The organism is Microcoleus sp. FACHB-SPT15, from assembly GCF_014849525.1.
GTDB lineage: Bacteria > Cyanobacteriota > Cyanobacteriia > Cyanobacteriales > Coleofasciculaceae > Symplocastrum > Symplocastrum torsivum.
The window spans coordinates 94,521-107,580 of sequence record NZ_JACJNU010000070.1 but is presented as its reverse complement, the minus strand read 5'-3'; the positions used below and the strand labels follow the sequence as shown (position 1 = coordinate 107,580).

Genomic DNA, 13,060 nt, shown 5'->3' with positions numbered 1-13,060 from the left:
TTTTAAAGTAAAACCGCTGCACTCTTCAAGCGGTAGGTCGTCATAATCATCAGGCACACCCGCTGCACTCTTCAGTCAGGGTACGCCTCCTCACAATGCCAGCTTAGTCACTGGTTGGTGTCTGCATCAATCGCATACGCGCCACTAGAACAGGTGGAATGTCCTTGTAATTTGCCCAACTAAAGGGTCTATCCCCATTGGCTTTGAGATCAAAGGCAGGTTCTTCTATGCCATTCAGGACAAAGCCTGCGCTAAAGCAGGTGTTAAACAGGAGGCTAAGCGATCGATGGAAGTAATAATGAGGAGTCGGTTGACCAATAATACCTAAGCCCTTTGCAGGTGGAAGTCGAAGATACTGTGAAACCTTCACAGCATAGGTGGTTATCAACTCTCCAGACCTATCTTCTTCTTCTACTACCATCTTGCATCCGTTGGTATTAAAACAAGGATGTAGCACTGAGAAAATGAAGCAACTCCCCACTTTCAGAAGTTGACCCAGAGCGCTGATTAGGGGATTGATTGTTGCCATGTCCATCAGTGCCATATTACAGACAACCGCGTCAAACCGTCGCTTGCCTAATGTCAGTAGTTGCGTTTCGTTAGTAGCGTCGATTAACTTGTACTCGATTCGCTCAACGTGTTCTTTTGTTCTGGCTTTGGCACACTCAAGAAGCATCTCACTGAAGTCACAGGCAACAACCTCAGCCCCCAACTGCGCCAATCTTCTAGAGAACACACCATTGCCACAGGCTATATCTAGAATTACCTTACCGGAGATTTCCTCAAGCAAGCTTTCCGTAGCCGGACTGATGAGCATTTTCTGGAACAGATTGCCCTCACCGATTTGCTCATCCCACCACACCGCGTTTTGGTTCCAGATTTCTTGCGTTTCTTGATTCAACGCTTGTAAATCTTCTGCTGTTTTCTCCCTGTTCATGCCTCAACTCCAGTCACTTACGGCACGATAGCAATACATTCAATTTCGACCAAAACGTCTTTTGGCAAACGAGAAACCTCAACACAAGCACGGGCAGGAGCTGATGTTTCATCGAAATGTTGTGCGTAAACTTTGTTCATCGCCGCAAAATCATTCATATCTGCCAGAAACACTGTTGTTTTGACAATATCCTGCGTTTTAGCACCAGCAGCAGCAAGAACCGCTTCTAGATTTGCCATTACTTGCTCCGTCTGCTTGACAACATCATTAGCACCAACAATGTCGCCTGTGCTGGGTTCAAGCGGAATTTGACCAGAAACAAAAATCATTTGCCCACTTGCTGCGATCGCTTGGCTGTATGGGCCAACGGGGGCTGGAGCATGAGAAGAGTGAATAACTTTTCGTGTCATGGATTTTAGTCTAGAGATATCAAACTGCAAAGTTTTCCACAAAACAATAGCAGTTCCTGACAAAGAAATTTTGATTTTGGCAGGGGAATCTTCCCTATCGAGCCTTCTCTCCCTCACAAGCCACCAGCGGATAGTTAAGAAAATTGAGTGCTACAAGGCAATTGCTTCTTGATAAGATTTTGCAAGATACTCTACCGTATAGATACCTACCCCTAAGGTTGCGACAAGAACATCTAGTTCCATTGCCGTGACACAAACTAGTGAGGTAGAGAATTCCCGAAACGCACTGTACTGCCTGTTACAGCTAGCAAAGTTCGGTTGTAGACATGCTCAAACAGCCAGCAGCAAGGTCTAAAACTAGCCTAACTGTCGTACCTGACGGACATTTAATGCTTTAGATACGATGATTTATCAACGTTTTTTGAAAAACTTGCCTGCTCCTGTACAGATGTTGATTCGACCGATGTGGTTCTTTTCCATCGGGTTACATGGGTTACTGTTATTAATTCCCATTCCACCGCAACCAGAGCCTGAACCCGCATCCAATCCTAAAAAGAAAGCTGTCAAGGTTACGCAACTACCTCCTCCAGCTTCTCCACCTTCTCCCCAACCCTCTCCATCGGTGCAGTTGCCGAAACCTTCTCCTCGTGTGCAACCAACCTCTCCTCCACCCATCAAACCCTTCCCTAGATTACGGCAAGCTCCTCCTCTAATTGTTCAACCCTCACCGAGAGTTCAGCGACTCCAACCCTCTCCAGTTGTTGAGCAAAGTACCCCAACGCCAACACCCTCAAGTCCTGTTACGTCCTCAACTCCGACTCCAACGCCAACTCCCACCCCTTTAGAAACTCCTAGCCCATCGCCAACACCGTCACCAGAACCAACTCCCAGCCCGTCGCCAGATGAGCCATTTGCAGATTTTCCTCATGTTGATGGTGTGCAACCGGGATGTAACAATTCACTGGGCTGTTGGCAAACAGCAGAAACTCAATGGCGAACTGTATCTGAAAATCTCAAACAGAATCTAGAAGCTCAGGGTTATGTTGTTGAAAAATTAGAGCTTGCAGATGATACGGGAAGAAGTGCCTATCAGGTGTTTAAGGATGGCGAGACTAAGTATTATCTCAACCTGCTTTCTACTAAGCAAGGAACGGTGTACTTGCTGACGAAGGAACAACTTACCCTAGAAGAACTAAATAGTGCAGTAGCACCGTAGTTAACTAAGCTGAAAGATGATTAGGTTTCCTGTGCAACTTGACTTTAACCACTGCACTACTTCTGCGATCGCTTGAGGGCGCAAAGCCTTGCGCCCCTACTGCCATCTCATCAATTGCATCCAAAAGCAGCCACACCCGTTTACTGGTTGAACAGATTACCTAATGTAGGCGATCACTCAAACTCTCAATCTAGAAGAACAAGTCGCGTCATAACACTCATTACCTCACCTGAATTTGCTGTTGGTGTGGGTGGACTCCACTCGGTTACTTCTGCAAAACCAAGACGGTACAGGGTGTGAATGATTTTAACGACCCCTTTGGGTGAACCAACGACAATAACTTTGACAAATTCTATCTTTGAATTTGGAGCGGTAGAAGCGCGAACTTCAACGGAGGCTGAGTCGAGTTGTTTAGCATCTGTCAAAAAGCTTGTAACCATTTGAGTTTTCCTGATTTCTCATAAGCAGTGATATTCACCTTAAGGGGATATCAGAATTTAGAAAATCCCCACAAATCTGTGAAAATTTACATTTTTGATATGGTGTGAAATAATCATTTTTTTAAACGGATAAAGCCTTCAAAAAGCAACAGAATAGAAACGTTGAAGACAGTGATCGCTTTGTACTACTCAGACAAAAAAAGCGATTGCCCTTAATCTTGTGGAAGAAAGCGATCGCACTTAGATTTGCCTCATTGAAAGACTTGTAAAATAGGTTGTAATAATAGTTAAAACACAGGTAGGTGCTTATGGTTGCGGCTCCTGAACTCAAACCCACCTCAATCGACGATTTTATAAATCATCCCGTTGATGATCATGAGTGGGTTGATGGGCAAATAATAGAGAAAACAGGGATGACATTAAGGCACGGTCAGATTCAATTAAGATTGGGTTCTTACTGGAGAAATCATATGCTTTCCAGTGGACAGGGTGGAGAAGTCTATACAGAAGCGCTTTGTCGTACTACTAAGCAAGGTCGTCGTCCTGATGTTTCTTACCTGACACCAGAATTATTTACACAATTCGCTGGTTCTACTGCACTACCTCAAAGCTTTCCACTCATTGCAGAAATAGCATCTCCTGATGATAGTGGAGAAGAGTTATTTGCTAAGGCTAGAGAGTATTTACAATCAGGTTGCCAAGAAGTCTGGTTAGTATTTCCTGAGAGCCAATGGATTATCGTTATTACTCAAGAGAAACACCTTTTATTGACGTTAGGAGAAGTAGTCAGCACTCAGACTGTTCTGAATGGCTTTAGTGTGGCAATCGATGAATTATTGGCTTGAGAGCAGTAAGACTTTGAATGGTCAAGAGATTCTGAGTGTATACGATCATAGAACCATAGAAGAAGAGGATGCGATCGCAACCCATAAAACTTTGTAGAGACGTTCCGCCGGAACGTCTCTACGACGAGAAATACGATTTACCCAGCTTTCGCCAATTCTTCCCGAAGCATCCGCTTATAAACCCCTGGTAAGTATCCAGTCATCGCATTATCTTCTATCCCATAACCTAGACTTGTCCAAGTGCCAGAAAGCCGTCGCAAGACATTGCTCAAGTTCCCTCGCCGCAGTTCATCTGAAATATCAACGCCCCAAGCTTGCTTGTCACTCAGCCAGCGGTAAACCACCTCATCCTGATACTCTGGTTCAAAGCTGTAGTTCTTCCAAAACAGAAAACCCGAAGGCCCAGGATGATAGCGCTGGGCCATGTTATCCCAGGTTGTGTTGATGAACTGATATCGTCCTGCTGCCGTTGTACAGTTACCGACATTGGGGCCAGCAACAATTGGCACACAACGTTCAGGATGACGGCTCAAATCCGAGATACGCTCGCCGCCATAGAGGAGCGAATAAGGTTCCGAGTCATTCGCTTCGCTGGCAGTGATAGTTCGCATTAAAGCGCGAATGTAAGGATCGCCTCCCTTCATTACCAACGGAGGGGTTCCGTGGGTACCTGTGGGATAATTAGAAAAAATATGCGATCGCTGTGCCCACTGTCCTGCATAGAACTCTAGCAGCAAGACCATTAACCCCAAGGCACCGATGCTAGCAAGTAAATTCCTCAAGGTAGATTTCCGGAAAAACTCTTCCTGAAATTTTAAACTTATAGACTTCCACAAGGATGATGAACGTTCCAAGTTTAATAGTCCTTGACAAGGCTAAAAAGAGGCGGTTGCACCTCACCGAATCAAGCCACACTAGCAAATAGCTGCTCCCAGCTTTTATCAGTAGCTTCTGGTTTAGCAACCACTTCTACAATTTTATTGTGCGCCTCTGGTTGTGTGAGTGCCTCGACGCAAACTTGTGCTACTTTCGTGCGCGGGATACTTCCGTCAAATAATGTATCAGCCGATGACATCACCACAGGGTCTGGGTTATCTTCGTTTTTAAGACCCCCTGGTCGCACAATCGTATAAGTCAAGCCACTTTTCTGAAGGTATTCTTCTGCTTGCTTCTTCCATACCAAAATCAGCCAAAACAAATTGAGGGGATGGAAAAACTGGGAGACACACAGAGAAGAAACCATGACCAAGTGTTCAATTCCCTTCGTTTTTGCAACATCTACTAAATTTTTTGTGCCCTCATAATCCACTTTATAGGGGCCTGTGGGGTCAATACTGGGGCTTGCTCCAGTAGCACTGAGGATAACGGTGCTATCTCCAATTGCTGCACTAAGAGTTTCTGGCTTTAACACATCACCTACCACTAATTGAGCTTCCGCAGGCAGGATTTCTTTCGCCTTCTCTAAGTTCCGCACCAAAGCTCGAACCGGAATGTTGCGCTTAACCAGCTCTTGCACAATCCGACGTCCTGTTTCGCCTGTCGCTCCAGCAACAAATGCTTTCATCGTTCCTCTCCCTAAACCAACATGGTTGACTGCAAGACTCACAAGCTATGCTCAAGTGAGCGAGAAATCTCTCTTATGACAGTGAAATCTATTCCTTAATTGTATGAACTTTCTAAATATGTACTCGTCTTTACCGTAAATTGCTCGGAGTTAAAGTGAAAATTTGAACCTTCTGTGGGAATCCTTAACTTAAGCAAAAGGCAACTAATACTAAGGAAGCTTACTATGCATTCGCATTTCGCTAACAATCAACAGATTGAAGCAGAGCAAGCGCATTTGAATTCTCAATCAAGTTACTCAAAGACTGACACTTTTGTGCCACAATCACCCCTATCAGCCAGTGAGCTGACTCATTTTCACAGTCATTTTCAAGACTGTATGGAGATGTATGCTGAGCAAGAGCAAGTTATTGACTATCTGGATGCTCACCAGAATTGGTTTAGCCACTGTGCCCATCCGATGAAGGTGGAGCCAATTGGTCAAAATGCCTACGCTGTAGTAATTGGGCAGTTTGGCGCATTTGGCTATGAGGTAGAGCCGAAAGTTGGCTTGGAGTTGTTACCGCAACAGGATGGGATCTATCGAATTCAGACAGTCCCCGTTCCGAACTATGACGCTCCAGGCTATGATGTGGACTTTCAGGCATCTCAGGCATTTGTAGAAGTCCCGGCGGGTGAGTACTTTCAAGAGTCAGAGCATAGGGGTTTGCCTCTACCAAAGGCTGTCACCCGTGTTGAGTGGAATCTTGACCTGAGTGTTGCTATAAGATTCCCCAAGTTTATCCATAAGTTGCCCCATTCCTTAATTCAAAGCACAGGCGATCGCATTTTGCGCCAAGTCGTGCGACAAGTTTCCCGCCGCCTAACCCATAAAGTCCAGGAAGATTTTCACACCAGCCTGGGTTTACCGATGCCAAAAAAATCCAAAAGGCACTAAGTTATAGCTCTTCAGCAGTCAGCTTTCCGCCAAATCTGCTCGAAGCAAGTGGGACTCGCCTTTAGACACAGCAAGGAAAACAAAAAAGCTGATAGCTGATAGCTAACAGCTTTGGAGCTACAACGTTACATCTTGCTGATAATCCTTTCTACTATTTGCATACCCGTTATCGCCTGCCAGCCAAATAGCCCTAGAAGAACAATATTCAAGGCAATGTGGGTGAAGCGTGCCCAATTGTTACCTTTTTGCATGAACGGCGAGAGAGAAGCAGAAACAGCAATGAGTCCAGTCATGCCTAAGCCAGCCAGCAAGTGGGGGCCAACAAATAGCTTGCCATTGTTGATGTAGGTAACACCCAGTGCTGCGATCGCACCAATGACCATCAAACCTAACAGAACTGAACCCACTTGGTAGTGCTTGACGTTATACCGACCCTTGATCAGCTCTTTTTTGGCATCACCTTCAGAATTTCTCGTCTGCTGGATTTTCAGACCCAGATACAACGCATAAACAGAGATTACTAGCAGTACCCACATTAATACGGGGTGAATGAATTGAGACCAGACTTTAACTGATTCTGGGATTTCGAGGTTCATAGTGTTCAAGAGAGCGGTTTAAGAATCTTGATGAAACTTAACTTAGCACAGCTACTGTTTTCTCTAAAGTTTGATTAGCTTTTGAGGGCATCCCTCTTTAGAGCTACTTCTCAAATAGCCAATTTAACGCTAAGTTGGCTATGCGCTACTGACAAGGCTTGAGAGATGACCTTGAACACGAATGTCCTACTGCTAAAAGCAGCTCAACGCGGCGACCTCACTGAACTCCAAGCCGTTTTGGCTAAAGGAGCTAATGTCAATGCGACAGATCAAGACGGCACCACCGCTTTGATGTTTGCTTCTCAGCAGGGATACACCGAGATTGTTCGGGTACTAATCACGGCGGGTGCGAATCTCGACTTGCCAAGAAAACGATATGGTCTGACAGCCGTAATGTTAGCAGCCGCCGCTAATCGAGTTGACGTTCTACAAACGTTGGTTGCTGCTGGTGCTAATGTCAACGCCAAAAATGATGACGGTAGCACAGCGTTAATGGTGGCAGCCCACAAAGGGTTTACAACAGTCGTACAAATCCTGCTGGCTGCTGGTGCTGATGTCAAATCCAAAGACAAGGATGAAGATAGTGCCTTAAGCCTAGCTGCTCAAGAAGGTCATAGTACAGTTGTGAAACTCTTGCTAGAAGCTAGCCGCGATGCCACAGTTGGTGTGGAAGCTTTAAGCCTAGCAGCAAGTGAAGGTCACACCCCGACTGTACAAGTTTTGTTAGAGCTAGGGGTAAGTGCAGATGCTACTAACATTGACGGTAGAACCGCTCTGATGCAAGCGGCTGAGCTTGGGTATTTATCAGTTGTGCAGCTTTTATTAGCCAGTGGTGCTGATGCTAATGCCCAAGACGAAGAGGGTGAGACGGCTCTAACCTTGGCAGCTGACCAGGGGCACGATTTTGTGGTACAAGCTTTACTAGATACTGAGGCTAATGTAAATGCCCATAACCTAGTGGGAGGCACAGCTTTGATGGCAGCTGCTGCTGGAGGGCATACAAAAGTTGTGACGGCTTTACTCAATGCGGGTGCTGACATCAAGGCTAAGGATAAAGACCAAGAGACAGCTTTGCACTTTGCTGCTGTAGAAGGTTATAGCGATGTCGTGGATGCCCTTCTCCAACGAGGAGCTAATGTCCATGCTAGAAATCAACTAGGTGACACCGCGTTGATGCTGGCAGCTTTGCACGGTCACACAGCAACTGTCAAAGCTTTGCTGCAGAAAGGGGCAGACATCAACGCGACAAACTTAGGTGAAACCCCACTAACCTTAGCTGCGTCTCAGGGTCATGCAGAAACAGTTAAGGTTTTGCTAGATGCAGGCGCAGATGCCAACAAGCGATATGCTGACGGAAAAACAATCTTGATGAAGGCAGCTGACCGAGGCGACACTGAGGTCATGCGATACTTATTGAGCGCAGGTGCAGAGGCTAACTTCCTTGATAATGCAGGTGCAACGGCTTTGATGTGGGCAGCGCATCGAGGTTATACCGATACAGTGCAAGCCTTGCTTGACGCGGGTGTAGACATAAATGTGAAAAACCAGGGTGGCTATACTGCCTTGATGATTGCAGAATTCAATAGTTACCCTGAAGTTGTACAACTACTCAAGGCGGCTGGAGCTGAGGATTAAGAACCATATAACAATTACTACTCTTTTTCTAGTTCTCTTGCTTTGTTGTTATTAATTATTAACCTTTTCTTGCTAATAGTTTAGTGATAATCAACAATCAATCAAACAATACTTTAGTGCAGTAAAGTGTCATATCTCAGCTTAGCGGAGCAATTTCTGAGGGAGCATTGATGTTAGCTTAGATATTTTTCACTCTTTTTACTAACAACTATTCTCCTAAATTTATTGACACTTACTTTCTTGAGAGTTTCCGTTTACGCCTATGAACCAGCAGAAGATCTCAAGTTGGGAGATAATAGCGAAGAATCCTGTAGTCATACATGCCTCTCAGCCTAAATCCTTGAATGACTCGGTAACACCTGATACTGAAGATGGCTCAGGAGAGCCACCAGAACCACCAAGGAAAAGACCTCCTTTTTCCGGAGGGTTTTGGTTCAACGATGAGTTGATTTCCCTGAATGACCTGCGGATTGTTAACAGCCGACGTCGGAATGGCTTAATTCTCTACAAGCGCTATCATGCTGAGTTTGCGGGACCTGGTGCAGCAGTAGGAGGAGAATTTGATTGGGATTGTCAGGGAGTGCTACCACTGGGTAATTTATTATTGGACAGCCCTGGCTCAGCTGATGAGCGACAACGAGCTTATATGATTCGGCGGCAGTGGATTCGCCTAACTCGGCAAATTACAGACAACCCCGTACCCGTGCAGCGTGCTCAGTTGATTCTCAACCAATTTGAGCAATACTTTGACTCTGAAACAATGGCTCAACTGCCAGACGAAGCATTGGCACTTTTAGTTGGTGTGTTGCCGCAGACTATCACAATGGCACGTTATTCAGTGGAAAGCTTGGATGAAATTGTGTAGACGCGATCGCGTTTCTTTCATCCCAGGTAGCTAAAAGGCGATCGCATTAACAAAGACTATGCTTACTACAAAGTACTGTCATTCTAGTCCAAGGGACAATTCATCAATTGCCCCTTCTCAAACATTGGGTGGACTTGCTTTTAGACAGCGAGGACTAGCGTATTTTTGGGCGAAAGAAAATAAAATTCTCTCGAATTGTTACGTTGTAATCACTGAAGAAATTTTGTCCCAAAAGTGGCGCACTTCCAACCAAAACCGTGAAATCATCCATTACTGCATCACCGACATGGATAGAGGATACATTACCTTTAGGCAATTCCTGAACCTGACCATTACCAAATATAATTGCTTCCTTCCCCTGCTCTCGGAAGTTGATCGCATCTGCCATCTCTTCAGTAATGACTGTTAAGCTAGCTCCCGTATCTATCATCATCGGGAATGTCTGCCGACCATTCAAAGTTACAGCAATCACTGGAATTCCACCAACTCGCTCTAAAATTGGTACTCGAATTACGTCTTGAGCGCCAAAGTTTCGTCGGAAAGGTCTTCGTTGAGCTAGTAGTTCAACGCTGGGTACAGAATGAGTATTTAAATTTTGCTGATTAATTGCGGCAACGCTTGCTGATTCCAGGCAAATGAACATAGCTGCCGTAGTGATGCCAAGCCATCCAAAAGTTTGTTTCATTGGAGTTACCGATAAAGTGCCTTCTTGTTTTACAGATATATCCAGCAGGAAAGAGGTTATGCACTTACAGAAAAAAACCTGATCACATTACTCTTGGTAACCCCAAAATCTTGAGTAATGGACTGGTGCTCTAGAGGTACAACAACTTATTAAGGCAAAACATTTTGCCACCAAGGAGCCGATTGACTTTGAGAAAGATTAGCTTTCTTTCTAATATCTTGAGCATTCCATCCGGTCAACTTAGCTAAAGTCTGTATTTCCTGTTCTAATCGTTGGTTCAACGACCGCTGATATTGTCGAGCAGCAGGGCAACTTACCTTTTCTGTAAAGGGTGAAGCAACAAACGGATGGCGTAAAATATATCGTCCTTGGAATTGTTGACGATTTGATGTTTCTTGAAACATCAAATCTTCTGGAAACTTATCTCGTGTATAGCGAACATGGAGACGGGTAAGAAAAACATTACTAGGGGTGTTTGGTCTAAGCCAAAAAACACCTGATTTCCTCAGTTCCTCTGGACTTAGCGGGTCAGCGGAACAAGGGTCACACCAACCTATGTCCCAAGCGTACTCCCGAAAAGCGACCTTCTTACCTTCCTGGGTATAGGCTGTTTGGAATATTGCGTTGTAGAAATCCCCAAACTCGTTTTTAACGAAGACAGGTATCTCCGCATCTGAGGGAATATTAACAGTTCGGTAGTTTGTAATCTCTGCCTGACCTTGAGGAGATAAAACATAAATAATCAAATCCTGCTCAGTTATTGCATTCATCATGCCTAAGCGAATCGGTAGCATAAATTTCGGCGATTCGTAAGCCATTTGAATCGGTCGCAGGAATTGATAACCAGCTTCTTTAAACTCTTCGAGATTAACCTTAGCAACGAAGAATTTCATATTCTGGCGGATGTAGGGTCGAAGTAGCTGATTTGCCCCTTGGGGAATCCGGTACCCGTTACGGTTGAGCCAGGTTTCTAGACCATTGGATTCCTTAGCACTGAGAATAACAATGTCATATTCCCCTACGGAAAAACGGGCTTCTACCGTTACACCTAAGGCGCTATCGGCTGCTGAAGATTGGAGTGCGACATCCCCGCCATCCCCTCCTCTAGTTGCGCCACCTACTCTATTTACAGGAGGAGGGCTACAGGGGTCGGGGTCAAAATATTCTACGAGTCGAGGGGCACTAAAAGCATCAAGCCGTTCGATAATCTTAGGGTCACCAACATTGACTTGGTCTTGTTGAAGAACTACAGGCACTGGGACAACAAGTGCAAAATCTTTAACCTCTCCTTGATAATCATTTGCCATCGTGAGGATAGTGCGATCGCCATTACGAGCAATAACGACTTGAGACGCTTGATTGTAAAGCTTTGTATCTGCTTTTGCCACATAAAACCCACAAAATGCCCAAGCTGTTGGAGCAAAGCTAATAACAATCACCAACGCTAGCAGTAACATTACTAAAAGCCGAAATTGCTTCATCGCACCTCCTCAAGATCAGAAAAATTCAGATTTGGACTAACAGATGAAATTGATCTGATTAGTAGTTCAGCCTCCTAGGCGCACAAGTCTTGCGCCCTTACTATTGGCACTACTGCCTAAATCAATACCCTCAAGGCCAAACATTTCGCCACCAAGGAGTTTGCTGATCGGAAGTAGTGACACTGGTTTTCTTGCGGATATCCTGAATATTCCACCCTGTTAGTTTCGCTAAAGTCTGAGCCTCTTGTTCAAATCGTTGGCTCAACGACTGTTGATACACTCGCCCAGCTCGGCACGTCATCTCCTCTGTAAAGGGATGACGCAAAATATAGCGACCCTGAAACTGTTGACGGTTTGACGTTTCTTGAAACATCAAATCTTCTGGAAATTTATCGCGAGTGTAGCGGACATGCAAACGAGTGATAAAAACATTATTAAGCATATTTGGCGTGAGCCAAAATACTCCTGCCTTCCTTAGTTCTTCTGGATTCAGAGGGTCAGCCGAACAAGGGTCACAGCTACCCATATCCCAGGCATACTCCCGAAAGGCTACTTTCTTCCCTTCACGAGTGTATGCGGTTTGGAACATCGCGTTGTAAAAATCACCAAACTCATTCTTGACGAAGATGGGTATCTCCGCATCCGAAGGCACATTTACAGTGCGATAATTCGTAATCTCTGCCTGACCCTTCGGCGATAGCACATAGACAATCAGGTCTTGTTCAGTGGTCGCATTCATCATGCCTAGACGAATCGGCAGCATAAATTTTGGCGATTCGTAAGCCATCTGGATGGGACGCAGGAATTGGTAGCCAGCCTTTTCAAATTCTTCGAGATTGACCTTGGCAACGAAGAATTTCATGTTTTGCCGGATGTAGGGTCGAAGTAGTTGATTTGCCCCTTGGGGAATCCGGTACCCGTTGCGGTTGAGCCAGGTTTCTAAACCATTAGATTCCTTGGCACTGAGAATAACAATGTCATATTCCCCAACTGAAAAACGGGCTTCTACCGTTACACCCAAAGCACTCTCATCTCTAGCACTACGTGTCGCACCTCCCATCACTGCTGCTGGTGCAGAGCGCAGCTCACCCATTACAGGAGGATTACAGGGGTCGGGGTCAAAATATTCTACGAGTCGAGGCGCACTAAAGGCATCAAGCCGCTCAAGAATTTTGGGTTCTCCAACGTTTACTTGGTCTTGCTGGAGAACTACAGGCACGGGTACAACAAGTGCAAAATCTTTAACCTCCCCTTGATAGTCATTCGCCATCGTGAGGATAGTGCGATCGCCATTACGAGCAATCACAACTTGAGACGCTTGGTTGTAAAGCTTTGTATCAGCTTTTGCCACATAAAACCCACAAAATGCCAAGGCTGTTGGAGTAAAACCAATAACAATCACAACAGCTAGCAATAGGCTAATCAGGACACGAATAAACTTCATGACAAA

At 45.2% G+C, this 13,060-nt stretch carries 14 protein-coding genes; 5 read left to right on the top strand and 9 right to left on the bottom strand.

Annotated elements, in window-relative coordinates:
• Positions 1–103: 103 nt before the first annotated feature.
• Both H6F98_RS30760 and H6F98_RS30755 read right to left on the bottom strand, forming a co-directional pair.
• On the bottom strand, positions 104–937 hold the full coding sequence (locus tag H6F98_RS30760; protein WP_192222540.1) for a bifunctional 2-polyprenyl-6-hydroxyphenol methylase/3-demethylubiquinol 3-O-methyltransferase UbiG: 834 nt from the start codon (positions 935–937) through the stop codon (positions 104–106).
• Positions 938–954: 17 nt separating this feature from the next.
• The gene (locus tag H6F98_RS30755; RefSeq protein ID WP_192222539.1) at positions 955–1,347 is read right to left on the bottom strand and encodes a RidA family protein; all 393 of its coding nucleotides are present in this window, start codon (positions 1,345–1,347) and stop codon (positions 955–957) included.
• Between the two features lie 403 nt (positions 1,348–1,750).
• Here H6F98_RS30755 and H6F98_RS30750 point away from each other — a divergent pair, with 403 nt between their 5' ends.
• Positions 1,751–2,563: a PepSY domain-containing protein gene (locus H6F98_RS30750; protein ID WP_192222538.1), complete on the top strand. Its 813-nt coding sequence runs from the start codon at positions 1,751–1,753 to the stop codon at positions 2,561–2,563.
• Between the two features lie 185 nt (positions 2,564–2,748).
• Here the strand turns inward: H6F98_RS30750 and H6F98_RS30745 are convergent, their stop codons facing one another.
• Positions 2,749–3,003: a hypothetical protein gene (locus H6F98_RS30745; protein ID WP_192222537.1), complete on the bottom strand. Its 255-nt coding sequence runs from the start codon at positions 3,001–3,003 to the stop codon at positions 2,749–2,751.
• A gap of 308 nt (positions 3,004–3,311) precedes the next feature.
• Here H6F98_RS30745 and H6F98_RS30740 point away from each other — a divergent pair, with 308 nt between their 5' ends.
• Positions 3,312–3,848, top strand: coding sequence for a Uma2 family endonuclease (locus tag H6F98_RS30740; RefSeq protein WP_192222536.1), 537 nt, complete (start codon positions 3,312–3,314; stop codon positions 3,846–3,848).
• Positions 3,849–3,985: 137 nt separating this feature from the next.
• Here the strand turns inward: H6F98_RS30740 and H6F98_RS30735 are convergent, their stop codons facing one another.
• Together H6F98_RS30735 and H6F98_RS30730 are read right to left on the bottom strand one after the other, a co-directional pair.
• Positions 3,986–4,702: a glycoside hydrolase family protein gene (locus H6F98_RS30735; RefSeq protein WP_242058778.1), complete on the bottom strand. Its 717-nt coding sequence runs from the start codon at positions 4,700–4,702 to the stop codon at positions 3,986–3,988.
• Positions 4,703–4,752: 50 nt separating this feature from the next.
• The gene (locus tag H6F98_RS30730; RefSeq protein WP_192222535.1) at positions 4,753–5,412 is read right to left on the bottom strand and encodes an SDR family oxidoreductase; all 660 of its coding nucleotides are present in this window, start codon (positions 5,410–5,412) and stop codon (positions 4,753–4,755) included.
• 225 nt (positions 5,413–5,637) lie between these two features.
• Between H6F98_RS30730 and H6F98_RS30725 the strand changes: the two genes are divergently transcribed.
• Complete coding sequence (locus H6F98_RS30725) at positions 5,638–6,348, top strand: DUF1997 domain-containing protein (protein ID WP_192222534.1); 711 nt, start codon at positions 5,638–5,640, stop codon at positions 6,346–6,348.
• 125 nt (positions 6,349–6,473) lie between these two features.
• Here the strand turns inward: H6F98_RS30725 and H6F98_RS30720 are convergent, their stop codons facing one another.
• The gene (locus tag H6F98_RS30720) at positions 6,474–6,944 is read right to left on the bottom strand and encodes a DUF4079 domain-containing protein (RefSeq protein ID WP_192222533.1); all 471 of its coding nucleotides are present in this window, start codon (positions 6,942–6,944) and stop codon (positions 6,474–6,476) included.
• 165 nt (positions 6,945–7,109) lie between these two features.
• On the opposite strand from H6F98_RS30720, the gene H6F98_RS30715 reads away from it, so the two are divergent.
• Both H6F98_RS30715 and H6F98_RS30710 read left to right on the top strand, forming a co-directional pair.
• Positions 7,110–8,579 carry an ankyrin repeat domain-containing protein gene (locus H6F98_RS30715; protein WP_192222532.1) on the top strand — a complete coding sequence of 490 codons (1,470 nt, stop codon included), beginning with the start codon at positions 7,110–7,112 and terminating at the stop codon, positions 8,577–8,579.
• A gap of 262 nt (positions 8,580–8,841) precedes the next feature.
• On the top strand, positions 8,842–9,444 hold the full coding sequence (locus H6F98_RS30710) for a hypothetical protein (protein ID WP_242058777.1): 603 nt from the start codon (positions 8,842–8,844) through the stop codon (positions 9,442–9,444).
• 154 nt (positions 9,445–9,598) lie between these two features.
• Here the strand turns inward: H6F98_RS30710 and H6F98_RS30705 are convergent, their stop codons facing one another.
• The 3 genes from H6F98_RS30705 to H6F98_RS30695 form a co-directional block, all read right to left on the bottom strand.
• Positions 9,599–10,129 carry a TIGR02281 family clan AA aspartic protease gene (locus H6F98_RS30705; protein ID WP_192222531.1) on the bottom strand — a complete coding sequence of 177 codons (531 nt, stop codon included), beginning with the start codon at positions 10,127–10,129 and terminating at the stop codon, positions 9,599–9,601.
• Between the two features lie 149 nt (positions 10,130–10,278).
• Positions 10,279–11,610, bottom strand: coding sequence for a DUF2330 domain-containing protein (locus H6F98_RS30700; protein ID WP_192222530.1), 1,332 nt, complete (start codon positions 11,608–11,610; stop codon positions 10,279–10,281).
• A 130-nt stretch (positions 11,611–11,740) separates the two neighbouring features.
• Entirely contained in the window at positions 11,741–13,054 is a 1,314-nt protein-coding gene (locus H6F98_RS30695; protein WP_192222529.1) for a DUF2330 domain-containing protein, read from the bottom strand.
• Between the last annotated feature and the right edge of the window lie 6 nt (positions 13,055–13,060).